Origin of the sequence: Paraburkholderia steynii, assembly GCF_900100565.1 — a bacterium.
Taxonomy (GTDB): Bacteria; Pseudomonadota; Gammaproteobacteria; order Burkholderiales; family Burkholderiaceae; genus Paraburkholderia; species Paraburkholderia terrae.
The window spans coordinates 217,526-242,347 of the sequence record NZ_FNDI01000007.1 but is presented as its reverse complement, the minus strand read 5'-3'; the positions used below and the strand labels follow the sequence as shown (position 1 = coordinate 242,347).

Annotated in this window: 20 protein-coding genes; all 20 read right to left on the bottom strand. The window is 63.6% G+C overall.

Translation table 11 applies throughout. The annotated features are described in order from the left end of the window. Positions 1–516: 516 nt before the first annotated feature. The 20 genes from BLT65_RS15345 to flhD all read right to left on the bottom strand — a co-directional run bounded on the left by BLT65_RS15345 (position 517) and on the right by flhD (position 24,276). A complete protein-coding gene (locus BLT65_RS15345) occupies positions 517–1,251 on the bottom strand; it encodes an RNA polymerase sigma factor FliA (RefSeq protein ID WP_028364064.1) in 735 nt (244 codons plus the stop codon). Positions 1,252–1,273: 22 nt separating this feature from the next. Continuing rightward, positions 1,274–2,143: a nucleotide-binding protein gene (locus tag BLT65_RS15340; RefSeq protein WP_007577050.1), complete on the bottom strand. Its 870-nt coding sequence runs from the start codon at positions 2,141–2,143 to the stop codon at positions 1,274–1,276. Then, the gene (gene flhF / locus BLT65_RS15335) at positions 2,136–3,977 is read right to left on the bottom strand and encodes a flagellar biosynthesis GTPase FlhF (protein WP_091778866.1); all 1,842 of its coding nucleotides are present in this window, start codon (positions 3,975–3,977) and stop codon (positions 2,136–2,138) included. The genes BLT65_RS15340 and flhF overlap by 8 nt, the downstream gene beginning before the upstream one ends. A 1,113-nt stretch (positions 3,978–5,090) precedes the next feature. Beyond that, the gene (flhA, locus tag BLT65_RS15330) at positions 5,091–7,187 is read right to left on the bottom strand and encodes a flagellar biosynthesis protein FlhA (RefSeq protein ID WP_091778864.1); all 2,097 of its coding nucleotides are present in this window, start codon (positions 7,185–7,187) and stop codon (positions 5,091–5,093) included. Next, positions 7,184–8,392 (bottom strand): flagellar biosynthesis protein FlhB, encoded by a 1,209-nt coding sequence (gene flhB / locus BLT65_RS15325; RefSeq protein WP_091778988.1) that lies wholly within the window; start codon positions 8,390–8,392, stop codon positions 7,184–7,186. Before flhB ends, flhA begins: the two co-directional genes overlap by 4 nt. Positions 8,393–8,624: 232 nt before the next feature. Further along, positions 8,625–9,908 (bottom strand): DUF3443 domain-containing protein, encoded by a 1,284-nt coding sequence (locus tag BLT65_RS15320; RefSeq protein WP_091778862.1) that lies wholly within the window; start codon positions 9,906–9,908, stop codon positions 8,625–8,627. A gap of 16 nt (positions 9,909–9,924) precedes the next feature. Continuing rightward, the gene (locus tag BLT65_RS15315) at positions 9,925–10,491 is read right to left on the bottom strand and encodes a DUF2844 domain-containing protein (RefSeq protein WP_091778860.1); all 567 of its coding nucleotides are present in this window, start codon (positions 10,489–10,491) and stop codon (positions 9,925–9,927) included. Between the two features lie 1,046 nt (positions 10,492–11,537). Further along, positions 11,538–12,257, bottom strand: a complete 720-nt coding sequence (gene cheZ, locus BLT65_RS15310; RefSeq protein WP_007587314.1) for a protein phosphatase CheZ — start codon at positions 12,255–12,257, stop codon at positions 11,538–11,540. A 1-nt stretch (position 12,258) separates the two neighbouring features. Further along, complete coding sequence (cheY, locus tag BLT65_RS15305; RefSeq protein ID WP_028364056.1) at positions 12,259–12,654, bottom strand: chemotaxis response regulator CheY; 396 nt, start codon at positions 12,652–12,654, stop codon at positions 12,259–12,261. Between the two features lie 73 nt (positions 12,655–12,727). Then, a complete protein-coding gene (locus tag BLT65_RS15300) occupies positions 12,728–13,831 on the bottom strand; it encodes a protein-glutamate methylesterase/protein-glutamine glutaminase (RefSeq protein ID WP_042305173.1) in 1,104 nt (367 codons plus the stop codon). A 5-nt stretch (positions 13,832–13,836) separates the two neighbouring features. Further along, positions 13,837–14,637 (bottom strand): chemoreceptor glutamine deamidase CheD, encoded by an 801-nt coding sequence (gene cheD, locus BLT65_RS15295; RefSeq protein WP_042305155.1) that lies wholly within the window; start codon positions 14,635–14,637, stop codon positions 13,837–13,839. Next, entirely contained in the window at positions 14,634–15,572 is a 939-nt protein-coding gene (locus BLT65_RS15290) for a CheR family methyltransferase (RefSeq protein ID WP_091778856.1), read from the bottom strand. The genes cheD and BLT65_RS15290 overlap by 4 nt, the downstream gene beginning before the upstream one ends. Before the next feature lie 248 nt (positions 15,573–15,820). After that, positions 15,821–17,608, bottom strand: a complete 1,788-nt coding sequence (locus tag BLT65_RS15280; RefSeq protein WP_091778852.1) for a methyl-accepting chemotaxis protein — start codon at positions 17,606–17,608, stop codon at positions 15,821–15,823. A gap of 62 nt (positions 17,609–17,670) precedes the next feature. Then, positions 17,671–18,198 (bottom strand): chemotaxis protein CheW, encoded by a 528-nt coding sequence (locus BLT65_RS15275; RefSeq protein ID WP_042305153.1) that lies wholly within the window; start codon positions 18,196–18,198, stop codon positions 17,671–17,673. A gap of 45 nt (positions 18,199–18,243) precedes the next feature. Next, a complete protein-coding gene (cheA, locus tag BLT65_RS15270) occupies positions 18,244–20,556 on the bottom strand; it encodes a chemotaxis protein CheA (protein ID WP_091778850.1) in 2,313 nt (770 codons plus the stop codon). Between the two features lie 73 nt (positions 20,557–20,629). Then, complete coding sequence (locus BLT65_RS15265; protein ID WP_091778848.1) at positions 20,630–20,992, bottom strand: response regulator; 363 nt, start codon at positions 20,990–20,992, stop codon at positions 20,630–20,632. Between the two features lie 70 nt (positions 20,993–21,062). After that, on the bottom strand, positions 21,063–22,181 hold the full coding sequence (motB, locus tag BLT65_RS15260) for a flagellar motor protein MotB (RefSeq protein ID WP_091778846.1): 1,119 nt from the start codon (positions 22,179–22,181) through the stop codon (positions 21,063–21,065). Between the two features lie 12 nt (positions 22,182–22,193). Then, entirely contained in the window at positions 22,194–23,054 is an 861-nt protein-coding gene (gene motA / locus BLT65_RS15255) for a flagellar motor stator protein MotA (RefSeq protein ID WP_007581537.1), read from the bottom strand. Between the two features lie 159 nt (positions 23,055–23,213). Beyond that, the gene (flhC, locus tag BLT65_RS15250) at positions 23,214–23,825 is read right to left on the bottom strand and encodes a flagellar transcriptional regulator FlhC (RefSeq protein WP_042305149.1); all 612 of its coding nucleotides are present in this window, start codon (positions 23,823–23,825) and stop codon (positions 23,214–23,216) included. Between the two features lie 130 nt (positions 23,826–23,955). Beyond that, positions 23,956–24,276 (bottom strand): flagellar transcriptional regulator FlhD, encoded by a 321-nt coding sequence (gene flhD, locus BLT65_RS15245; RefSeq protein WP_007581541.1) that lies wholly within the window; start codon positions 24,274–24,276, stop codon positions 23,956–23,958. Between the last annotated feature and the right edge of the window lie 546 nt (positions 24,277–24,822).

The window sequence follows — 24,822 nt, the reverse complement described above, 5'->3', positions numbered from 1 at the left end:
GGCAAACTGTGTGTAGGCCGAAGTGCCTCGCACGCCTCACTTCGAACCAATAGCGCGCGCCTCCATGTAAGAGCGCCGAGCTATACGACGCGACAACCTACACACAGTTTGCCACCTGGGCGGCACATACCATTCGCTGCCGCTAACACGTGTACGGGTATTTGAAGCGGGTGAGGCGCTCATTCGGAGCGTTGGCAACATGCCCTGAACGGAGACGCCGCCGTGTGAAGCGTAAGAACCGTTGGGGGCCCTCAGGCAGGGAGAAATGTTGGCGGTGTTAGCCGCTTTCTTTTGCCTACTTTTCTTTGCGGCGGCAAAGAAAAGTAGGTGCCGCCCCGCACAGGGGCGACGCTTGAAGCACGCTAACAAATCGCGGATGCCGGCGCAAACACAAGCAAACCACCCAGCGTCGCAGACAACCCCAAAAAAGCAAAAGCCGACCTAAAAAAGATCGGCTTCTCGAAGCAAAAGAAAAAGACCAGCAGCCCGCAGGGCAACAGCAAAATCAAAACCGCATCAGCTAGTTTCAGCCGAAGCCCAAGCCTGCTCGCGCAAGCGAGTCCGAAGCCGTGCAACGGCCTGCGAGTGCAATTGACAAACCCGCGACTCACTAACCTCCATCACCGCGCCAATCTCGCGCAAATTCAACCCACGCTCGTAATAGAGCGACATCAACAGCTTCTCCCGCTCGGGCAACCGATCAATCGCCTCAACCAAAGCCCCGCGCAGCGACTCATCGAGCAATGCCGACAACGGATCCGAATGATCAACACAGTACCGATCAAGAAACGGCTCATCATCCGCCGATCGATCAAAGTCTTCGTAATAGATCAACTGACTGCCGTGCAGATCCTGCAACATCGACTGGTACTCATCGAGCGGCATCTTCAGATGCTCAGCAATCTCGGTCTCGCTAGCCGAGCGCCCCAGCGACTGCTCAACCTGATGCACAGCCGACTCAACCTCACGCGACGTGCGTCGCAAGCTCCGCGGCAACCAGTCATTGCTGCGCAACTCGTCGAGCATCGCGCCGCGAATCCGCTGGCTCGCGTATGTCTCGAACTGCGCGCCCTGGTCTTCCTTGTAGCGGCTCGCCGCATCCAGCAGACCAATCATGCCCGCCTGAATCAGATCGTCGAGATCGACGCTCGCCGGCATCTTCGCGACGAGCTGCAAGCCGAGACGGCGCACCAGCGGTGCGTACTTCGTCAGAACCTCGGCTTGCGAAATTTTTCCTTGAGCGTTGTACATCGTGCTCCCCTTGTCCTTGCCTTCACGCGTGCTGCGCTGACGGTTGATCGGCGTATTGCGCCGCTGTTACGGTCGTCGGCGGCACGCCATGCGTCCGTGACGAAATCGCTGGCCGCATCGGCCAGTACTGCAGTTCAGCTGCGATATGACGGAAATCGCGCGCAGCAGGTGCCGATGGGAATGCATCGACGACACAACGCGACAACTCCATGGCTCGCGCCATCAAAGGATCGGCTGCCACGCAGCCGGCATCTTCAAGCGACACGGCGAGATAACGCCCCGCCACGCCCGCCAGGTTCTCAAACGCGGTATGCGCATCGGCGACGCTCTGCACGTGATTCACCAGCACGCGGAACTGCGCGATCGCATGCGCGAAGTGCAGACGCTTCATGCACGCATACGCATCGGTGATCGCCTGCGCCGCGACGCGCGTCACCACCATCACGTCGTGCGACTGCATCGCGAGCGCCGACAGCGAGCCTTCGCGGTCCACCTGCGCGTCGATCAGCACCACATCCGCCGGTCCGCTCAACACCACGCCCATCTGCTCGCGTGTGCAGCTCTCGCGATTGCCGCGCGACGCATTGAGCACCGCGAAGCCCAACGCATGCCGTCCAGCCGCTTCGTCGAGCGTCATCTCGCCGCGCATCACGGCAGCGACATTGCCGGCGCCTCGCACTCCGCCCAGCATCGCGCTCACCGAACGCTCGCCGAGACTTTCGTCGATGACGAGCACATCCTTGCCCTGCTCGGCGAGCGCGGCGGCGAGATTTACCACCGTCGTCGTCACGCCCACGCCGTGCGAGCCGCCTGCGACCGCTATGACCCGCGAGCCGGAGCGCGCAAGCAGACGCCGCAGTCCTTCAGCCTGGTCCAGCACGAACTTATCCAAAGCGAACCTCGTGCAGGTCGGCGGTCGAACGGGCCGACAGGGCCGACAGCAGCGCCGGCACATCCTCGTCCTGAGGGACGAACGGCGAGTTCTCGCGCGGAATGCAGAAGGCGCTCTTGATCAGGAACTTCTTGGTCGCGACGTACAGGTTCTCCGGCACCTTCTGTCCCGTCGACACGTAGTGAACGGGCAGCTTGTAGCGGATCACCGTATCGAGCACGCTGCCCAGGTTGGTCGCTTCGTCGAGCTTGGTCAGGATGCAGCCGGCGAGCGGCTGCTGGTCCGGCGCATTCTGATATGCCTGCACGACTTCATTCAGCGTGTCGCCGTGGCTCGTCGCGTTCAGCAGCAGCAGGCGCTGCACAGGCTGACCGGCGCGGCACAGCATCGCGATCTGATCCGAAACCAGGCGGTCGCGCTGGCTCATGCCGATCGTGTCGATCAGCACGATATGTTTGTTGCGCAGTTCCGAGAGCGCGAGTTGCAGGTCGGCGCTGTCCTTCACGGCATGCACCGACACGCCCAGAATCTTGCCGAAGATGCGCAGTTGCTCGTGGCCGCCGATCCGGTAGCTGTCGGTGGTGAGCAGCGCGACCTTGCTGGCGCCGAAGCGCATCACGCAGCGCGCGGCGAGCTTGGCCGTGGTCGTGGTCTTGCCGACGCCCGTCGGGCCCATCAGCGCGAACACACCGCCGCGTTCCATCAGCGCGTCTTCGTTCTCCATCACGGGCACGTTCGATTCGAGCACCGTCTTGACCCACTCCATGCCCTCGTCCATTCCTTCGACGTCGGGCAGGTTGTCGATCACCATCTTCACGAGCTGCGCCGAGAGGCCGGCCGCGAACAGGTGCCGCGTCAAGGCTGCGTGCGTCGGACTGCGGCGCTGGCGATCGGCCCACACGAGGCCCGCGAACTGCTCTTCCATCATGCCGCGCATGGAAGTGAGTTCCTGCATCACGGTCTCGTTGACCATCTGCTCGAGGCGCGACTTGATCGATTCCGTCAGCGCGGCGGCCTGCTTCGGCGTCATATCGGCGGCGGCTGCGTTCTTGCGCGGGTCGCGCGACGTGTTGATGTCGCTTCCGCTCTCCGTCGTCGTCGAAATCACGTTGTTTTTCTGCGCAGCGCGGCGTGCGGCGAGTTGCGCGGCTTCGCGGGCCCAGTCGGGCTTCGTTTCTTCCTGGGCTGCATCGACGGGCGTACCCAGGCCGCGCGCCATCGCGGCGGCGGGCGTCATCGTCGGATTGGCTGCGTGGACTACGTCCTTCGACGCGATGCGGCGCGCGTGATCGATCAGCCAGGGGTTCGTTTCGGCCATCGTGCGCTGACGGGCCAGCATGTCGGGCATGGCTGCCGATGCGGGTTTCGCCGATGCGGCGGGCATTTCGCTGCGCAGGTCGACGCGCACGTCGTCCGTTGGGCGCGCGGGGTTCGCCTGGCTTTCGACTGCTGCGTTCTCGGCGGAGGCCGTTTGCGGCTCGGCCTTCTCTTCGCTCGCGGCGGGCATGCGTTCCGTGCCTGCTTCGGGGCTTGCGCCGAACACCGACGAGAACACGTCGGGCATTCCGCTCGCATACGGGTTGTTGACGGGCATCGAGGGGAGCATCGGTCGTGCGCCGGCGGGCGTCGCGGTCGGGCCTGCGCCCTGGCTGGCGGCGCCTTCCTGGCTGCGAGGCGTGATCGCGCTCAGATCGCGGTCGGCGACGGCGACGATTTCGACGCTGCCATCGTCGTTGGTGCGGTTGGACAGCACGACTGCATCGGAGCCCAATGCCTCGCGGACGAGACGCAGCGCGTCGCGACTCGTTGCACCGACAAATTTGCGAATGTTCAAGCTGACTCTCCGATGAGCTACGCGGTCCGGCGACATACCGTTTCCCGATGAGATGAATTATTGCGGGAGACGTCTATTGGCCATCGGGCAATAAAGACGGTGAAACGCTGGCAATTCGGGCAATGGAACTTTGTGCCGGTTCCCGGTTGGGATTTGTTGTGTGCCTTTGCGGCACGGGCATTTCGCTTGGGTATGGAGTTTTTTTGCCGTCCGGGCGGGGGGCGGTGCTGCGCAAGCGGTTTGGGGTTTGAAGTTTTGCGCTGACGTCCGCGGTTGTGCCTTCGTGGCGCGGGCGGTTTGGTTGCTCTGGTGTTTGCTGCGCATGCGGGTTTGGGGTTTTTGACTTTGCGCTGGCATCCGCGATGCGTTAGCGTGCTTCAGGCGTCGCCCCTGTGCGGGGCGGCACCTACTTTTCTTTGCCGCCGCAAAGAAAAGTAGGCAAAAGAAAGCGGCTAACACCGCAAGTTCTAGTTCTTGCCTGAGGGCCCCCAACGGTTCTTACGCTTCACACGGCGGCGTCTCCGTTCAGCGCACGTTGCCAACGCACTGAATGAACGCCTCACCCGCTTCGAATACCCGTGCATGGGCTAGCGGCAGCGAATGGTTTGCGCCGCCCAGGTGGCAAACTGTGTGTAGGTTGTCGCGTCGTATAGCCTGGCGCTCTTACAGGGTGGAACGCGTGCGCAATCGGTCCGAAGTGACGCGGGTGAGGTGCTACGGCCGACACACAGTTTGCCACCTGGGCGGCCGTGGACTATCTGGCACGGCGTGCGGCGACGCGGGCGCGTGAAGCGGGTGAGGCGTACAGAGAGAGCGTTGGCAACGGACGTGGGTCACGTGGTTGCCGTGTGAAGCGTAAGAACCTTCGGGGGCCCTCAGGCAGGAAGAAATGTTGGCGGTGTTAGCCGCTTTCTTTTGCCTACTTTTCTTTGCGGCGGCAAAGAAAAGTAGGTGCCGCCCCGCACAGGGGCGACGCTTGAAGCACGAAGGCAAAGCGCGGATGCCAGCAAAAACACAAGCAAACCAAACCGTCCGTGCCACGAAGGCAAAACGCGGACGCGAGCGCAAAGGCAAGAACACCCGCCCCAGCGTCTCAGACAAACAAAAAACCCCTTACGTTCCAATCACATTGACCACTCGCACATGCCGCGTATCCGGCACTTCCGCATAAGAAAGCACCTTCAACTGCGGCAAGCTACGCCGCAAAAACCTGGCTAACATCGCCCGCAGCGAATGCTGCACAAGCATGACCGGCGAGAGCCCCATATTCTGCTGCCGAGTCATCGCCTTCTGCGTTTCCATCAAAAGCGTATTAGCGAGCCCCGGCTCAAGCCCCGGATTCGCCCCCGTCGCGAGCGCCTGGGTCAAAAGCCGCTCCAGATGCGCATCAAGCCCCATGACCTGGATATCGCCATTGCCAGGGAACCACTGCTGCGTAATCGCGCGCCCAAGCGAAAGCCGCACAGCAGCCGTCAGATCATGCGGATCGGTAATCTTGGACCCATGCTCCGACAGCGCTTCGAGAATCGTCCGCATATCGCGAATCGGCACCCCCTCTTCCAGCAGGTTTTGCAACACCTTCTGCAACGTAGCAACAGGCAACATCTTCGGCACGACATCATCCACCAGCGGCGCGGCATCCTTCTGCATCCGCTCGATCAGCGCCTGCACTTCCTGGCGGCCGAGCAGTTCCGCCGCGTGCGTGACAACGAGGTGATTCAAGTGCGTCGCGACCACAGTGCTCGAGTCGACCACCGTGTACCCGTACACCTGCGCCTGCTCACGCAAATTCGTATCGATCCAGATCGCGGGCAGCCCGAACGCAGGATCGGTGGTCGGCGTGCCGGGCAGCGCGGCCGTCACCTGCCCAGGATTGATCGCGAGCCACTGCCCCGGATACGCCTCGCCGACTCCCACTTCCACACCCTTCAGCGCGATCCGGTAGCCGTTCGGCCGCAACTCCAGGTTGTCGCGAATATGAATAACGGGCGGCAAGAAGCCGATTTCCTGCGCGAACTTCTTGCGGATGTTCTTGATGCGCTTGAGCAGTTCGCCATCCGAGTTCTTGTCGACAAGCGGAATCAGCCGATAGCCCACTTCCAGCCCCAGCGCGTCGATCATCGTCACGTCGTCCCAGCTGGCTTCCGAGCCCTCCGTCGGCGTGAGCGCCTGCGGCGCGACTTCGGCGAGAGCCGTCGACGTCTTGCTCTGCGTCGCGCGCTTCTTCATCACGCGAGCAAGCTGGATCGCGCCGCCGCCCAGCAGCAGAAACGCAAAGTGCGGCATGCCGGGAATCAAACCCATCAGCACGAGGATCGCGCCCGTGATCATCAGCACGCGCGGATTCGTGAAGAGCTGGCCCGTCAACTGCGTGCCGATGTCTTCGTCGGTCGCCACGCGCGACACGATCACGCCCGCCGCCGTCGAAATCACCAGCGACGGAATCTGCGCGACGAGGCCGTCACCGATGGTCAGCAGCGTGTAGGTCTTGCCCGCGTCGGCGAAGTCCATGCCGTGCTGCACGACACCGACGATCAGCCCGCCGAGAATATTGATCACCATGATCAGCAGACCGGCAATCGCATCGCCGCGCACGAACTTGCTCGCGCCGTCCATCGAGCCGTAGAACTCGGCTTCCTGCCCGACTTCCAGACGGCGCTTGCGGGCCTGGTCCTCGTTGATCATGCCGGCGTTCAGGTCGGCGTCGATCGACATCTGCTTGCCGGGCATCGCGTCCAGCGTGAAGCGCGCGGACACTTCCGCGATACGCCCCGCGCCCTTCGTGATCACCATGAAGTTGATCACCATCAGGATCACGAACACGACGATACCGACCGCGAAGTTGCCGCCCACGAGGAAGTGGCCGAATGCCTCGATCACCGCACCCGCCGCGCCCGGGCCGGTGTGACCTTCGAGCAGCACGATACGCGTCGACGCGACGTTCAGCGACAGCCGCAGCAGCGTCGAGAACAGCAGCACGCTCGGGAAAGCCGCGAAGTCGAGCGGCTTCATGGTGTACATGCTGACGAGCAGCACCATGATCGACAGCGCGATGTTGAACGTGAACAGCAGATCCAGCAGGAACGGCGGCAACGGCAGGATCATCATGCCGAGGATCATGCAGATCAGCAGCGGGCCCGCCAGCGCCCGCAAGTTCGTGCCGCTCAGCGCGTCCGGCCGTCGTGAAAGGAAACCCGCGCGCGCGTTCATGCTGATACTCCATTACTTTGATTGTCGCCGCCGAGCGAATCGGCAGCTTCCTGGTCGGCGTCGTCGTCCGACACGCCGCCCTTGTCCAGTTCCGCAGGCACTTCGAGATCCTTCGGTGCGACAGGCGCGACGCCGCCGTCTTCCTTGAAGCGGCGCAGTTGATAGACCCACGCGAGCACTTCCGCGACGGCGCCGTACAGCGCGCCCGGAATCTCGCGATTCAGTTCGACGTTGTGATACAGCGCCCGCGCGAGCGGCGGCGCTTCGAGCAGCGGCACGTTGTTCTCGACGGCCAGTTCACGGATGCGCGCGGCCACGAGGTTCACGCCCTTCGCCACCACCTTCGGCGCACCCATTTCGCCGTCCGTGTATTGCAGCGCGACCGCGAAGTGCGTCGGGTTGGTCACGACGACATCCGCCTTCGGCACGTTCGCCATCATCCGGCGCCGCGCCATCGCGCGTTGCTGCGTACGCAGGCGCGCCTTCACGTGCGGATCGCCTTCGCTTTCGCGGTGTTCGCGCTTCACTTCTTCCTTCGTCATGCGCAGCTTCTTGTGGAAGCTCCACAGTTGATACGGCACGTCGAGCGCGGCGATCACGAACATGCCCGCGACCGTCATCGCGCAGCACACGGCAACCAGATGCCCGGCGTTCGAAAGCGCGACGTGCAGCGGCTGTGTCCCGAGCGCGAGCATGTCATCGCGCCGGTGCCAGATCGCCGTCGCGGCGATCACGGCGACGACGAGGATCTTCGCCAGCGACATGCCGAGCTGGATCACGCCGTTGATCGAAAAGATGCGGCCAAGGCCCGCGATGGGGTTCAGCCGCCCGAAATTCGGCGACAGCGATTTGGTCGACAGCAGCCAGCCGCCCAGCGCCATCGGCGCGAGCAGCGCGGCGAGGCCCGTCATCACGAGCAGCGGCAGCAGTACGAAGCCGCCCTCGCGCGCCACGGTGCCGGCACTCGTCAGCGCGCGCTTCGTGTCGAAGACCGTGTCGTGGTTGAACGTGAAGGCCGTGCGCAGCATCGTCTGCACGTGCTCGGAGATCATGCCCGACATGCCCCACGCGCCGAAAATCCCGGCCCCGACGAGCGCGACCGTCGCCAGCTCCCGCGAACGCGCAACCTGCCCCTCCTCCCGCGCCTTTTCCAGGCGCCGGGGAGTGGCTGATTCGGATTTTTCGAGGTCGCTATCCTCTGCCAATGCGCTCTCCAGCTGGACGGGCACCATGCCCTTTTTCAGTGAGAGCGATTATTCCTGCAGACGTCGAGTGGCGATTGGCGGATAAGGGCGGGGAAACCGGGGTATTTCAACCGATGGACGGCGCAAGGGCGCGCCGCCGGGTTCGCGGGCGGGCACGGCGCAACGCGCGGCGGCCCGCCCGGAGGCAGGCCGCCCGCGGCGAACATCGAAACGCGACCAGCAAGCTGCGGCGTCAGAACGCAACAAATGGCGCCGCGCCGCCCGTCGCCCGCTTGTCGACCCCGTAGTACACGTAACGCCCGAAGAAGAACGGCAACCCCAGGTCGAACGCGCTCAGCGAGCCGATCTGCCCGCCGAGATCGTTGAACGCGTAGTTGCTCGCGTTGCTGAGCAGCGTCTGTGCGTTCGCGATGTTGATCGTCAGGGCCCCCGTCGCGCCGTTTGCGCCGACCAGGTTCACGGTGCGCTGCTGCGTCGAGCTTGGGCAATAGAACGACGCCAGGTTGCCGCCGCACAGCGCCAGCGAGCTGTCCGTGAAGAAATAGCCGTTCGAGCCCGAATCCATGAACGTGCGGATCGTCGAGCCATTGAACGTGCTGGCGACGAGGTCGCCGGACGCATCCGTCGTGTAGGTCGTGGCGGCCGCGTTGCCGTTGTTCGACTGCGTGCCGATGCCGAATACGACCGTTCCCGTGGCCGTCGCTGCACCGCTCGACGAAATCGGCGCCATCTGCACGATCACGCCGTTGTTGTCGACGGGGAAGTTCGGGATCGGGTTGGCGACCTGCTTCGTCGTCTCGGCCAGCGTGCGCGTGCAGTTCGTGCCGCTCGGGCATGCGTAGTAGTTGCTGAACTGCGAGACGTTGGCCTGGACCGAGCACGCCGCGCCGCAATCGACGGGCGCGACGCCAAGTCCAAGAATGCCGTTCGCGCCGAGCGCACTGGCCGAGCTCTCGTTCGCGCCGTTGACGCAGCCACTCGGAATGGTCGAATCGGCCATGTCGCCGATGACCTGGATCGGGATGATGCTCGTTACTTCTCCGCTGATCTTGACGGTCGCGGTGCGCGTCGTGCCCCACGTGAAGCCGTCCGCGAAGTGGGTGCATTCGGCGAGCTGGCCGCCTGCCGTGGCCTGCTGGACGGGCAGCGAATTCGCGAGCGAGCCGAGCGCCGAATTGACGACGCGCAAGCCGAACGAGCCGGTGTCGAGCAGCACGTTATCGATGGTTGCGCAGTTGGTTGTGGAGCCCGGCGCGCAGACCGTCACGGAAACGGTCGGAATATTGATGATGCCCGCGACGCCCCGCCCGACTGAGACGGCCACCGTGTTCGCCGCATTCGCGGCGATCGGCTGCTGGTTGGGTCCGCTGTTGCTGTTGTTGTTCGACGAAGACGACGACGAATCGCCGCCTCCGCCGCCGCAGCCCGCGACGAATGCCGTCATCGCGACGACGGACACGGCGAGCACGGCCTTCACGACGCTGACGCACGCTTCGAGCTTCAACGCAAATCGCATGATGGATCTCCCGTCGTCACTGGATGTCGGTGCCGCTTACGCCGGCGGGCAATGCCTGCGGCAGATAGGCCTGGCCGGAGAACGCGCCCATGTGGCCGCCCGAATGCACGACGAGTCCGCTGTCCTGCACGATGCCCGGGCCGTGGCCGCCGCCGCGCAGCTGGCGCGCGCTGGTCACGCCTGCCACGTATTGCGGGAAATAGCTGCCGAGCAGGTCGGACAGATTGGGCATTTGCGGCCCGCTCCATGCGAGGCCGAACACGCTGCCCGCCGACGAGATGTATTCGCGGATGACCGTGCCGTTGCCGAGCGTCGTTTGCTGCACGGTGTACGACGCCGACGCGGCGGTTGAAGAGGAAGGAGTCGTAGCGCCCGAACTGGCCGACGATGCGCTGCGCATCACGGCAATGCCATTCGATGATGGCGCAGGGATGGTGCGCGTGGTGGCGCTGGCCCCGGCGGGCGGCGTCATTGGATCTCCGCCTAGCGCGGCGTTCGCGGGTAGCGGAACGAGCAGGACGGGCAGTGAGCAGCAGAATCCTAGAGCTGAAGCAAACACAGCACGGCTGAAGCGGATCGACATGGTTGTGTGCCTCCCACAATCGACAGCGGACAGTGCCCGCAATTCGCGGGCCCGGCTTGTTGATTCAGGGAGCAAGCTGCATGCGCGTGCAGATGCGCGTTATGCGTAATGGGGCGTCGATTACGTCGCGCGCCTGTCTCCCTTACGGGTAGTATGCCAGCGGTTTGTGTCTGTGACGGGTTTTTGGGGTTCTTGTGTCTGCGACGCTAGGTGCGGGTTGCTTGTGTTTGCGCTGGCATCCGCGTAGCGCCCCCGCGGCGCGAGCGGTTTGGTTTTTGGGCTTTGCGCTGGCGTCCGCGTTAGGACTTCGTGGCTCGGCGGGTTTGGTTGTTCTGGCTTTTGTGCTGGCATCCGCGTTTTGTTAGCGTGCTTCAAGCGTCGCCCCTGTGCGGGGCGGCACCTACTTTTCTTTGCCGCCGCAAAGAAAAGTAGGCAAAAGAAAGCGGCTAACACCGCCAACATTTCTTCCTGCCTGAGGGCCCCCAACGGTTCTTACGCTTCACACGGCGGCGCCTCCGTTCAGTGCATGTTGCCAACGCTCGAAATGAGCGCCTCACCCGCTTCAAATACCCGTACACGTGCTAGCGACAGCGAATGGTATGTGCCGCCCAGGTGGCAAACTGTGTGTAGGTTGTCGCGTCGTATGCGTAAGCGCTCTTACAAGGTGGGACGCGTGTGCTATTGGTCCGAAGTGAGGCGTGTGGAGCACAAGGGGCCGACACACAGTTTGCCACCTGAGCGGCGGTGGAATAACTGGCGTGGCATACGGTACTGCAGGAGCTTGAAGCGGGTGAGGCGCCAATTAAGAGCGCTGGCAACGAGCGTAGGTCATGTGGTTGCCGTGTGAAGCGTAAGAACCTTTGGGGGCCCTCAGGCAATGAGAAATGTTGGCGGTGTTAGCCGCTTTCTTTTGCCTACTTTTCTTTGCGGCGGCAAAGAAAAGTAGGTGCCGCCCCGCACAGGGGCGACGCGTGAAGCGAGCTAACGAAACGCGGATGCCAACATCAAAACAAGCAAACCACCCAGCGTCGCAGACAAAAAAAACATCAAAACCCGAGACTAGCCAGCAGATCATCAACCTGCCCCTGATCCTGCACAACATCGGCCTTGCCTTCGGGATTAATCTGCGGCCCGTTCAGCAAACTTTCCGGACTGCCCGTCGGCGAAATCGCCTCATGCTGCGCCTCAGCCACAAGCTGCTGCGCCGTAGCAGCAAACTGCTCACGCCGCTCGGCAGCAATATTGTCGATCAGCACCCCGAGCAACTGCTGCTCGATCAGATAGACAACATCCGTGATCTTCTTGATAACCTGCCCGGTCAGATCCTGAAAATCCTGCGCCATCATGATCTCGAGCATCTGCGCGTTAGTCGCAGTAGTCAGCTCCGGCACCCCGCGGAGAAAAGTCCGCGTGTCGTTCATCAGCGCCCGCACCTCCTCGCGCTCGATGGGCGCCGCATACCACTGCTCCCAGCGCGCGTCGAGTTCCGCCGCATCCTGCTGCAACTGCTCCTGCATCGGCTTCGCCACTTCGATCGCCGACAGCACGCGTTCGGCCGCCTGCTCGGTCATCGTCGCGATGTACTTCAGACGGTCGCGAGCATCCGGCACCGCCTCCGCCGCGCGCTCGACATGCTTGTCGATCCCCAGCTCGCGCATCGAATCGCGCAGCGTGCGCGTCAACTGTCCAATGCGGGCGAGAATGCGGTCGGTAGCGAGGTCGGTGCCGTCGTCTCTCGCGCCCTGCTCGTCGATGGGTGGGTTCACATCAGCTCCCGGTTTTTGCCATCTTCTCGAGAATCTTGTTGAGCTTCTCGTCGAGCGTCGCAGCCGTGAACGGCTTCACCACGTAACCACTTGCGCCAGCCTGAGCCGCCGCAATGATGTTTTCCTTCTTCGATTCTGCCGTCACCATCAGCACGGGCAGATGCGAGAGCGTCGCGTCCGCGCGGATTTCCTTCAGCATCGCCAGGCCGTCCAGGTTCGGCATGTTCCAGTCCGAAATCACGAACTCGTACGCGCCGCTGCGCAGACGCGCAAGACCCGCCGCGCCGTCTTCCGCTTCGTCGACGTTCGAGTAGCCCAGTTCCTTCAACAGATTGCGAACGATCCGGCGCATCGTCGGAAAGTCGTCCACAACCAGAATCTTCATTCCCTTATCCATTTCCTGTTCCTTTTCCCCAATCCAGATCGTGCGGTGGTCTTCGGCTTATCTCAATTTTGCGCCGAGGCTCGCATCATACGCGTTGAACGCGATCGCCCATTGCGGACAAACGTGCCATCACGCGACGGCTCATTTCAGACAGCGACGCGATTTCGTCCGCGGCGCCCATCGCGATCGCCTCGCGCGGCATGCCGAACACGATGCAGCTCGCTTCGTCCTGCGCGAGCGTGTACGCACCCGCTTTCCTCATGTCCAGCAGACCCGCTGCGCCGTCGCGTCCCATGCCCGTGAGAATCACGCCGACAGCGTTTTTCCCCGCATGCTGCGCCGCCGAGCGGAACAACACATCGACAGACGGACGATGCCGGTTGACCGGCGGGTCGTCTGACAGATGCGCAATATAGTTGGCCCCACTGCGAGCGAGCAACAGGTGAGCGTGGCCGGGTGCGATATACGCATGACCGGGCAGCACGCGTTCGCCGTGCTCTGCCTCTTTAACGGTAATCCGGCACAAACCATTAAGGCGTTGTGCAAAAGATTTTGTGAAACCGGGCGGCATGTGTTGCGCGATGAGCACAGCGGGCGCATCGGGCGGCAGCGGCACGAGCACTTCGCGGATCGCTTCCGTGCCACCCGTCGACGCGCCGACGATGATCAGCTTTTCCGTCGACACGAGCGGATTGTTGAAGAGCGGCGCGGGTGTCGCGGCATGCGCAGCGGCGCCCGTGTGCCCGGCGGCCGCTGCCGCATGCTGCGCGGGCGCGGCCTGGCGCACGCGCGCGCGGGCTGCCGCGCGGATCTTGTCGGCGAGCTTTTCCGAGTAGTCGAGCATGCCGTCGCGAATGCCGACTTTCGGCTTCGTCACGAAATCGACAGCGCCCAGTTCGAGCGCGCGCAGCGTGATTTCCGAGCCGCGCTCGGTCAGCGACGACACCATCACGACGGGCATCGGACGCAGGCGCATCAGCTTCTCGAGGAAGTCGAGGCCGTCCATGCGCGGCATTTCGACGTCGAGCGTCAGCACGTCCGGGTTGTGTTGCTTGATGAGGTCTCGCGCGACGAGTGGATCGGGCGCCGTGGCGACGACCGTCATGTCGGGTTGCGAGTTGATGATTTCCGTCATCAGGCTACGAATCAACGCCGAATCATCGACGCACAATACTTTGATTTTTTGCACGGTGCTCACGCCTCCTCTACTGTCCTGGCGTTATTTGGTTGGGTCGGGCGCGCGGTGGCGCCAAATAGTTCGATACGCGGCTTCGCGCCAGCCGGGCGCGCGGCGCCCGTTCCCGAAGCCTGGTTGGCTCCCGCCGATCCGCCCGAGCCGAACAGCTCGATGCGCGGCTTCGCGGCAGTGGGCGACGAAAACAACTCGACGCGCGCACGCGCTTTCGCGAGCCGCTCGGCGCGCTCTTCGGCCGATTGCCGGGCGAGCGCCTGTTCGCGTTCCGCGACGCCTGCTTCCTGCTGAAGACGCAGCTTTTTCACCATCACCTGACCGGTACGCGGCATGAACGCGACCTTGCGCGGATGCTTGCCCTCCAGGTCCTCGGCGACGATGCGGATTTTTTCAAGCGCAAGGTAACGGCGCACGAACTCGGAGTTGCGATCTCCGATGTTCATCGTCGTCATGCCCGCCAGCACGGCGGCACCGCCGAACACCTTCGCTTCGAAGCGTTCGCGGCGGCCGCCCGCCTTGATCAGCTCGTTGATCAGCACTTCCATTGCGTACGCGCCGTAGCGCATCGAGTCCGACGCGGCTTGCGCGACATCGGCGCCGTCGTCGGGCAACATGAAGTGATTCATGCCGCCAATACCCGCCGTGCGGTCCTGGATGCATGCCGCCACGCACGAGCCGAGCACGGTGACGAGCACCATGTCTTCGCTCGTCGTGTAGAACTCGTTCGGCAGCAGCTTCACGCCGGGGCGCTGGAAGTGGTTGTCGTAATACAGGTTCGTTGCGATCGGCAGGGTGCTGCTCATGCTGGCACCCCGCTTGTTGCACGTTGAGCCGTGCGACCGGCAGCCGTGGAAGCGCCGGCATCGCGTGTCAGTTCATAGACGGTCTGTCCGCGCAGACGGAACGCCTGCGTGACGTACGTGAAGTTCTCCGAATGCCCGGCGAACAGCAGACCGCCCGGCTTCACGAGCGGCTCGAAGCGCGACAGCACCTGTCCCTGCGTCGGCTTGTCGAAGTAGATCATCACGTTGCGGCAGAAGATCGCGTCGAACTGCGTGTTCAACCGGTAATCGCGATCCGTCAGGTTCAACTGCTCGAAGCGGATCATCGCGCGCACTTCGGGACGCACCTTCACCATGCCCGCGTGCGCGCCCGTGCCCTTCAGAAAGAAGCGCTTGAGCCGTTCCGGCGACAGGTGCTTGACCTGATCGAACTGGTACGTGCCCGCTTCGCCCTTCGCCAGCACCTGCGTGTCGATGTCGGTGGCGAGCACCGTCGCCTGGCGCGCGGCATGGTCGCCGAGCGCTTCGATCAGCGTCATCGCGATCGAATACGGCTCCTCACCCGTCGATGCCGCCGAGCACCACACCGACACGGGCGCCGGCCGGCGCGCGACGAAGTCCGCGAGGATCGGAAAGTGATGCGCTTCGCGAAAGAACGCGGTGAGGTTCGTCGTGAGCGCGTTCGTGAACGCTTCCCACTCGGCGGGATCGTTGTCCGCCTCGAGCATGTCGAGGTACTGGCGGAACGAGTCGAGCCCGCGTGCGCGCAGCCGTCGCGCGAGGCGGCTGTACGCCATGTCGCGCTTGTGGTCGGACAGCGAAATGCCTGCGCTGCGATGAATCAGCTCACGAATCCGTGCGAAATCCGCCGATGTGAACTCGAAGTCGCGTGCCTGTTCGCCGGATCTTCCCGGCTCTGCCCGTTCAGGGCGTGATTGCGCGCGCGTTGCCATCATCATGTCTTCCGTCTGCCATAAGGAGCGCCGCACCGCCCGTCGATCCCGCCAATGCCGCCATTGCCTTCGATACTGCTTGCGATGTTGCATGCGCTGTCGCCAGCGCCGCGGCCTTCTGTTCTACCTGTTCCCACTGCCCTTCCCACGGCCCGATCCAGCCTGCTGCGCGCGCGCCTTCACGACGCGTCGCGCTGAAACGTCCATCACGGGACGATGTGCCGGAAGTCCGCATCTCGATCCATCGTCCTTCAGAACGTTTCCCAGTCGGCATCGGACGTGGAGGCCACGGCCGTCTGGCGCGGCGCGGGTTCAGCCGCCGCGACACTCGGCTTGCGCGCCACCGGTTCGGCGCGCGTGTGCGCTGCCGCTTCCGGCTTCGCGACGGCGGGTTGCGCATGAACCGGCTTCGCGTGTGCGACGGCCGCCTTCACGCGGCTCTTCGCCGTGTTGGCCGTCGGCAGCGCCTTCGTTGCCTGCTGCGCGCCGCTCACGCGCCACTGTCCAATCACCGTCTGCAGCGAGCGCGTCTGCTCTTCGAGCGACGCGGCCGCTGCGGCAGCCTGTTCGACGAGCGCCGCGTTCTGCTGCGTCACTTCATCCATCTGCACGACGGCGCGGTTGACCTGCTCGATGCCGCCCGACTGCTCTTCCGACGCCGCGCTGATCTCGCCCATGATGTCCGTCACGCGGCGCACGGCCTGCACGATCTCGTCCATCGTCGTGCCGGCGCGACCGACGAGCGCGGAGCCGCTCTGGACCTTGTCGACCGAGTCGCCGATCAGCTCCTTGATTTCCTTCGCCGCGCTCGCGCTACGTTGCGCGAGGCTGCGCACTTCGCCTGCGACGACCGCGAAGCCGCGGCCCTGCTCGCCGGCGCGCGCCGCTTCGACGGCGGCGTTCAGCGCGAGGATGTTGGTCTGGAATGCAATGCCTTCGATCACGCTGATGATGTCGACGACCTTGTTCGAGCTGGTCGCGATACCCTGCATCGTGCTCACCACCTGGCCCACCACTTCGCCGCCGCGCGTCGCGATGTCCGACGCGTTCACGGCAAGCTGGCTCGCCTGACGTGCGTTGTCGGCGTTCTGCTTCACGGTGCCCGTCAGTTGCTCCATGCTCGACGCCGTTTCCTGCAGCGACGCCGCCTGTTGTTCGGTGCGCTGCGACAGGTCCGTGTTGCCCATCGCGATTTCGCGCGCGCCTGTATCGATCGACTCGACGCTCGTGTGTACCGACCGGATCATCGTCGACAGGCTGTCCTGCATCGCCTTGACGGCCTTGAACAGGCGGCCGATTTCATTGGTGCCCGACGTGTCCACGTGTTGCGACAGGTCGCCCTTCGCAATGCGCTCGAAGCACGTGACGGCATCATCCAGCGGCTGCACGATCATGCCGCGCATCGCGAAGCGGATCGCCACTACCAGCACCAGCGCAACCACGATGACGCCGATGATCGCCGCGCGCAGCATCGACATCTGCGCGACGGTGTCCGCCTGCTGCTGTTCCGCGTGTGCCTGCAACGCCTTGACCACAGGCGATGCCGCGTTGTCGTACGCGACGAACATCGGGCTGATCTTCGTGTCGGCGATCGCGTGATAGCCGGACAGATCGCTTGCGCGCAGCGCCGTGAACTCGGGGTTCACGCCGTCGTTGATGAGCGCCGTGCGCTTCGCGACCACGGCGTCGATCAGCGTCTGATCGATGCCGTTCTTCGGCGTGTTCAGAAACGCCTGCCAGCTTTCATTCGATTTGCCGAGCAGTTCGGCCGCGCGGTCGAGCACCTGCTTCGATTGCTCGATCTCGCCTGCCGCCGTCAGCGCGTTGACGCGGTCGAGTGACACACGCGAGCGCAACAGGAACGAACCCGAGTCGTTCAGCGTGCGGATCGCGACCATGTCGCCGCGCGCCATGCTGTCGAGCGCGTCGCCCGAACGGCTCAGCGCGGTGAGCCCGAGCGCCCCGACGATCACCGTCAGCCCAACGAGAATGATCCCCACGACGGTCAGCGTCGTCCGGATCGACCATCTGCTAAGCATTGTTGTACTCCCTGATTACCCGTCGATCAGAGTCGGCGCTCTCGCGCCCACTCTTGTCTCGCTTACTTGCCCAGCGCTTCCGTCAGTGCCATTTCCCGGCTGGTCATCAGCTTTTCGATGTCCATCAGGATCAGCATGCGGCCGTCGACCGTGCCCAGGCCCGTCAGATATTCCGCCGTCAGCGTCGCGCCGAATTCCGGCGCGGGCATGATCTGGTCGGTGGCGAGCGTCAGCACGTCCGACACGCCGTCCACGACCATGCCGACCACGCGGCCCGCGACGTTCAGGATGATCACCACCGTCTGATGGTCGTACTCGACCCGTCCGAGGTGGAACTTGATACGCATATCGACGATCGGCACGATGATGCCGCGCAGATTGATCACGCCCTTGATGAACTCCGGCGCGTTCGCGATCCGCGTCACGCTGTCGTAGCCGCGGATTTCCTGCACCTTCAGGATGTCGATGCCGTACTCTTCGGCGCCGAGCGTGAAGATCAGGAATTCCTGACCACTCGCGTCGGCTTGCGCGTCGCGGCGGCCGATCGAACCGGCTACGCCGTTCGAATTGATGGATTGGACTTCTGCCACGTTAGCCCCCAAACGGTTGGGATGAGTTGAGTTTCAGTTTCAATTTCAGGCGAGCGCCAGCGACGCACTATGCGACGCGCGCGTCTCGCGGTTCAGTGCCGCCACGTCCACGATCAGCGCGACGCTGCCGTCGCCGAGGATGGTCGCAGCGGAAATGCCGTGTACCTTGCGGTAGTTCGTTTCGAGGTTCTTCACCACCACCTGCTGCTGGCCGACCAGTTCGTCGATCAGCATCGCGAAGCGCCGTCCTTCCGTCTGCATGATGGTGACGATGCCCTGGGTCGGATCGGTGCGCGCGTCTTCGACGGAGAACACTTCGTGCAGCGCGACGAGCGGCAGATATTCGCCGCGCACGCGCACGACGCGCTCGCCGTTCGCGACGGTGTAAATGTCGTCGGCGCGCGGCTGCAGTGACTCCATCACGAAGTTCAGCGGCAGAATGAAAATCTCGCTGCCCACCTTGACCGACATGCCGTCGAGAATTGCCAGCGTGAGCGGCAACACGATGCGCGTCGTGCTGCCCTTGCCCGCATGCGACGTGATTTCGACGTGACCGCCCATCGACTGGATGTTCCGCTTCACCACGTCCATGCCGACGCCACGGCCCGAGACGTCCGTCACCTGCTCCGCCGTCGAGAAGCCCGGCAGGAAGATCAGGTTCCAGACTTCGTCGTCCGTCATCGTGTCGCTGACGGTGATGCCTTGCTTGGCGGCCTTCGCGAGAATCTTGTCGCGGCGCAGGCCCGCGCCGTCGTCGCTGACCTCGATCACGATGTTGCCGCCGTGATGGGCCGCCGACAGCACCAGCTGGCCCGTCGAATCCTTACCCGCTGCCTTGCGCGCCTCGACCGTTTCGATGCCGTGGTCGAGGCTGTTGCGCACGAGGTGAGTCAAAGGATCGATGATGCGCTCGATCAGGCTCTTGTCGAGTTCGGTCGCCTGACCGAAGGTGACGAGTTCAACCTGCTTGCCGAGCTTCGCCGCCAGATCGCGCACCAGACGCGGGAAGCGGCTGAAGACGTAATCCATTGGCATCATGCGGATCGACATGACGGCTTCCTGGAGATCGCGCGCATTGCGCTCCAGTTGCGCCATGCCGTTGAAGAGGCGGTCGTGCAGCGCCGGGTCGAACGTGCTGGTGGTTTCGGCGAGCATTGCCTGCGTGATCACCAGTTCGCCGACCAGGTTGATCAGCTGGTCGACCTTTTCGACGCCCACGCGGATCGAGCTGCCTTCGCCCGCATTCGCGGCGGCCGCCGGACGTGCCTTGCGATCGCCTTCGGCGGATGCAGACGCGGCCTTCGGCGCGGCGGGCGCAGTCGAGGCGGGCGCGGCTGCGGCAGCTGGTGTAACGATTGCGGCCTCGGCCGGAACAGGCGCCGCCTGTGTTGCGGCTTGCGCCACTGCGGGCTGCGCGACCGGCTGCGCGGCGGCAGGCGCCGGTGCAGCAGCCGCCGGCTGCACGACAGCGGCCGGCGCCCCCGCGCCGCCGCTCGCCATGCCCCCCGCATTCGCCGGCTCGGTCTGCGCGGCTTCGGATGCTCCAGGCGCACCCTGTTCCGCACCGTTTGCCGGCGCTGCGCCGCGGCCGATCACGATCTGACTTTCGTCGATCACGAAACAGCACACGGCGACGATATCGTCGGACGACACATCGGATTCCAGCCACAGCGTGATATCGCTGCCCGTCTTCACCTGTCCGACGATACGGCCCAGGTTGCCCAACTCTTCGGTGAGCAGTTCCTGGTCCTTTTCCCCAACGCCCCGTAGCGTAATTTTCAGATGGGGTCCTGCAGCCGCATCGAATGAAGCAGCGCCGGTCTGTGCCGGTTCGTTGTCTGCCCAAACGCCTGCGGCTTCTACTGCCTGTGCAGCCTGTTCGACCACGTGCTCCGGCGTATGCCCTTGCACGGCTGCCGCTTCCGGCGCAGCCGCGGCAGGCGCCGCCGCTGCGGGCGCGGCGCCGCTGCTTTCCTTATGGAGCTGTTCGAGCTTCGCGCAGATCGCGGCGGCGGTGGCCGCATCCGGCTCGGCGCTCGCGCGATAGTCGGCGAGCTGGCCTGAGAGCACGTCCTTGGTTTCGAGGAACGTGTCGATCATGTCCTTGCGCAGCACGATCTCGTTGTTGCGCGCGCGGTCCAGCAGCGATTCGAGAATGTGCGTCGTCTCGGTCAGCGCCGTGAAGCCGAAGGTGGCCGCGCCACCCTTGATCGAGTGAGCCGCGCGAAAGATGGCGGCAAGATCTTCGGGATCGGGATGGCCGACGTCCAGGTTCAGGAGCAGTTGCTCCATCTGCGCGAGCAGCTCGTCCGCTTCGTCGAAGAACGTCTGGTAGAACTGAGTGATGTCGAGAGTCATGCGTGTGTCACCGCGAGAGTCCTGGCTGCTATGCCACTTCCAAATATCGGTTGCTGCCTGCTGGCTGCCGCGCTCAGGCGAGCGCCGCGACCAGTTCGGTCAGCATGTCGGGGTCCAGCGGTTTTTCGATCCATCCTGTGGCGCCCGCATCGCGCGCCGCCGCCTTGAAGGGCTCGCCGGATTCGGTCGTGAGGACCAGGATCGGCGTGTCGCGGTACGCGGGGTTGCCGCGCAGCGCGGCGATCAGATCGAGGCCCGTTCGGCCGGGCATGTGCTGGTCGGTCAGCACGAGATCGAAGGGCATCGCCAGCGCGTTTTCGAGCCCTTCGTCGCCGTCGGCCGCGAGCGTCACCTGATAGCCGGCATCCGTCAGCGTCGCGGCAAGGATTTGCCGCATCGCTGCCGAATCGTCGATTGCCAGAATGTGCCTGATCATTCAATCCTCACTGCGCTCACGATGGATCAAGGTAGCGCCGCCATCGACGCATCCGTTATCCCGCTATCTGTCATTGCGTCGCCGTTGCAGGCGCCGCGCTCTTGTCTGTCGCTTCAGCCGGTTCAGCCGCGCGCTGCGCGACCGCGCTGGTTTGCTCCGCTTCCTGTTGCATCGCGTGCGGCGCTTTGGCGGGCGGCGACGGCGGTTGCGCGGCGGGCGGTGAAACCGGCTGGGTAATCTTTTGCAGCAGCGGCTTGTTCGAGCCCGCGGCGTCGTTCGACAGCGTGGTCGACGTCGAGTCGTCCTGCATCAGCGCGTCTTCCGAGCGCTTGTTCAGCACGATGATGCTGATGCGCCGGTTTTCCGGGTCGAGCGGGTCGGCCTTGTTCAGGTTCTGCGTCGACGCGAGGCCGAGCACGCGCAGCACCTTCGCTTCGTCCATGCCGCCCGCGATCAGCTCGCGGCGCGACGCGTTCGCGCGGTCCGCCGACAATTCCCAGTTGCTGTAGCCCTTCTCGCCGCCGGCGTACGGCACGGCGTCGGTGTGGCCCTGCACGACGATGCGGTTCGGCACGTCGTTCAGCGTGTTGCCGATCGCTTGCAGAATGTCGTGCATGTACGGCTGGACGATGGCCTGCGCGGTCGCGAACATCGGGCGCTTCTGCGTATCGACGATCTCGATGCGCAAGCCCTGCAGCGTCGAATCGATGCGGATCTGCTGCTTGAACTGACGCAGCACCGGGTTCGCCTCGATCGCGGCCATCAGCTTGACTTGCAAGTCATGCAGGCGGACTTGCTCACGGCGCTCGACGGCGCCCTGCAACTGCTGCATTGCCTGGTCGTCGGCACGCATCGCGGTGTGTTCGGCACGGTTGGTCGAGCCGTCCGACTGACGCGTGATGCCGTCCTTGTCGGTCGAGATGTCGCGACCGCCGCCGGGAATCTGGCTCGAATCGACGGCACTGCGGTCGCCGCCCCACAGCGTGATCTTCAGCGGCTGGTTGAAGTAATCGGCAATGCCCTTCAACTGCACCGTCGAGGCCGAACTCAGCAGCCACATCAGCAGGAAGAACGCCATCATCGCCGTCATGAAGTCCGCATACGCGAGCTTCCACGCGCCGCCGTGATGGCCGCCCTTCTTCGGCGCTGCGCGCTTGACAACGATTGCGCGGTCTTTGTCCTTGCTCATCGCCCGCGTTCCTTATTTCGCCTTCACGCGGCGCACATGCTCTTCCAGCTCGGCGAACGACGGGCGTTCAGTCGAGAAGAGCACCTTGCGGCCGAATTCGACAGCGATTGCAGGCGCATAGCCGTTCAGGCTCGCGAGGATCGTCACCTTGATGCACTGGAACATCTTGGTCGACTCGGTGACGCGCTGTTCCGCGACGCTCGCGAGCGGCCCGATCAGACCGTACGACAGCAGAATGCCGAGGAACGTACCGACCAGCGCCTGCGCGATCATTTCGCCGAGCACGGCGGGCGGCTTGTCGGCCGAGGCCATCGTGTGGACCACGCCCATCACGGCCGCGACGATACCGAACGCAGGCATCGCGTCGCCGACCTTCATCAGCGCGTGTGCGGGCGCTTCGCCCTCGGCGTGATGCGTTTCGATTTCTTCGTCCATCAGACTTTCGATCTCGAACGCATTCATGTTGCCGCCGACCATCAGGCGCAGATAATCCGTCAGGAATTCGACGATGTGATGATCCGCAAGAATCTTCGGGTACTGCGTGAAGATCGGGCTCTTCTGCGGATCGTCGATATCCGCTTCGAGCGTGAGCGTGCCCTCCTTACGCGCCTTCGCCAGCAGGACGTAGAGGAGCGCCATCAGCTCCATGTAGACGTCCTTGTTGTACTTGGCGCCTTTGAACAGCGTCGGAATCACGCGCAACGTAGCCTTGATCGTCTTCATCCCGTTGCCGAGGATGAACGCACCGAGACCCGCGCCCGCGATCATCAGCACTTCGACGGGCTGCATAAGCGCGCCCAGGTGGCCGCCCTCCAGCGCATAGCCGCCGAAGACGGACAACAGCGTAACGAGTGTTCCCACGAAAATCAGCACTGCCGAGCCCTCTCGAAAAGCGACGGAGACCGTCGTTATTCAGGTTTACGGCAAGCAGTCGGAAAACTTTGGCGGAATGAGCGCCGGACTGGGACGGTGTTAACCAGAGTGCCCCCGCGCGACAGGCGAAGGCTGCGCGACGGGCGCTCCGGCGGCCTGTCAGACGACCGTGACGACGGCCTCAGGCAAGGCTTCGAGCGTTTCGTCGAGCGACACGCCGAGGGCCGCTTGCGCTTCCTCGTAGCGCGCGTCGGCGGCTTTCCGGGTCTTACCGGCGCGCGACGGCGGCGCACACAGGCCGCATACGAACCCGTGCTGCGGGTCGTGCGCGTGTGCGACAAATTGCCCGCGGCAACGGGTACACGTCGTCATCTGCAGCATGCCGGAGTCGAAGAAGCGCACCAGCGTCCACGCGCGCGTCAGGCTCAGCGCCGGTTCGTCGTGGTGCATGCGCGCGTGTTCGAGGTAGAGCCGGTAGGACTTGACGATCGACTGGATCGTCACGCAGCCGCCCAGCCCCGACATGAAGCGGTAGATGTTGTAGAACAGCGAAGAGTGAATGTTCGGCTGCCACGTCATGAACCAGTCGGTCGAAAACGGCAGCATGCCCTTGGGCGGCGATACGCCCTTCACTTCCTTGTACAGCTTGATGAGCCGGTCGCGCGACAGCGTCGTCTCCGCCTCGAGCAGCTGCAAGCGCGCGCCGAGTTCGATCAGTTCAATCGCCAGGGTGATTTCCCTGACTTCGAGCACCACGCTTTTCTGTGCCATCCGCGTCGCTTCCCGTGTCTGTTGTCGTTTCCCGTCGGCGCGAACGGCCGGGAAAAACGATAAAAGCGCCGTTGCCGGCGCGCGTAGGGTGCGTCTGTCCCGGCGCCTGCGCGCCGGCCGTCGGCCAGTCTCAGCCGATCTGCTCGACGGGCTGGCCCGCCATCAGGATGGCGGAGTGCGCCTGGGCGACGGCGGACGATTTGCCCTTGTCGGCCAGCGACGAGAGGATCTGGTGATCGTCGAAGCGGAAGCGGCACAACACCTGGTTCGATGCGGCCAGCTTGACAGTCTGTGCGAGCGACAGGTTGGCGAGCACGTCGGCGAGCTGCTCCGAGATGCCCATGCGGAACATTCCCATTGGCTTGTCTTCACGCAGCAGACGCTGCGCGAGTAGCAGATAGGACAAGTTCACTTCCCTAATTTCATTGAGCATGTCACTTTGGGTGCTCATTGAATCCCCCGATTCAAATCTGGCTGGTCAGGCCTGGTAAAACGTTTGCTCGCTCGCGTTAAAAAAAACCACGAACGGCACGCTTATGGTCAGCGTGCATTTTCCCGAAAGGGGCAGTCGATGAAAATCGGACAGGCACCCCAACTCATTGACGGAAAAATCCAGGATTTCTGTAGGAGTTTTTCCTACAAATTTTCGCGACGGGGGATTTTGGAGGGTATTGGCACGCCGAATGCGTCGACTACTTACACGCGCGATCGGCGTGAAAGGTTTGGGAAGCGGATTATGCGCCCATATTTGAGCGGAAACAAAGCGAATTTCGCAGCGATATGTTCGGCGGCGCACCATTTGATCCGACGAATCGACTGTGCAACATGCTGCGTCAATCGACCCAAAGTGCGGCGGATATTGCCTCGATGCCCGTCGTCGCGAGCTTTCCGGCAGCATCCGCGGAGTTGTTACGCATCATGTTTCGCGCTGTAACAACATTAAGTGTTTGAAAAATAGCTCGAATTGCGGCTCGCGATCCCGATAATGGCACCTAGG

Excerpts from the sequence above, each read along its gene's own strand:
- BLT65_RS15345 (WP_028364064.1), bottom strand. The coding sequence starts at position 1,251 with ATGTACAACGCTCAAGGAAAAATTTCGCAAGCCGAGGTTCTGACGAAG.
- flhA (WP_091778864.1), bottom strand. The coding sequence starts at position 7,187 with ATGAACGCGCGCGCGGGTTTCCTTTCACGACGGCCGGACGCGCTGAGC.
- BLT65_RS15320 (WP_091778862.1), bottom strand. The coding sequence starts at position 9,908 with ATGCGATTTGCGTTGAAGCTCGAAGCGTGCGTCAGCGTCGTGAAGGCC.
- BLT65_RS15315 (WP_091778860.1), bottom strand. The coding sequence starts at position 10,491 with ATGTCGATCCGCTTCAGCCGTGCTGTGTTTGCTTCAGCTCTAGGATTC.
- cheY (WP_028364056.1), bottom strand. The coding sequence starts at position 12,654 with ATGGATAAGGGAATGAAGATTCTGGTTGTGGACGACTTTCCGACGATG.
- cheD (WP_042305155.1), bottom strand. The coding sequence starts at position 14,637 with ATGAGCAGCACCCTGCCGATCGCAACGAACCTGTATTACGACAACCAC.
- BLT65_RS15290 (WP_091778856.1), bottom strand. The coding sequence starts at position 15,572 with ATGATGGCAACGCGCGCGCAATCACGCCCTGAACGGGCAGAGCCGGGA.
- BLT65_RS15280 (WP_091778852.1), bottom strand. The coding sequence starts at position 17,608 with ATGCTTAGCAGATGGTCGATCCGGACGACGCTGACCGTCGTGGGGATC.
- cheA (WP_091778850.1), bottom strand. The coding sequence starts at position 20,556 with ATGACTCTCGACATCACTCAGTTCTACCAGACGTTCTTCGACGAAGCG.
- BLT65_RS15265 (WP_091778848.1), bottom strand. The coding sequence starts at position 20,992 with ATGATCAGGCACATTCTGGCAATCGACGATTCGGCAGCGATGCGGCAA.
- motB (WP_091778846.1), bottom strand. The coding sequence starts at position 22,181 with ATGAGCAAGGACAAAGACCGCGCAATCGTTGTCAAGCGCGCAGCGCCG.
- flhC (WP_042305149.1), bottom strand. The coding sequence starts at position 23,825 with ATGGCACAGAAAAGCGTGGTGCTCGAAGTCAGGGAAATCACCCTGGCG.
- flhD (WP_007581541.1), bottom strand. The coding sequence starts at position 24,276 with ATGAGCACCCAAAGTGACATGCTCAATGAAATTAGGGAAGTGAACTTG.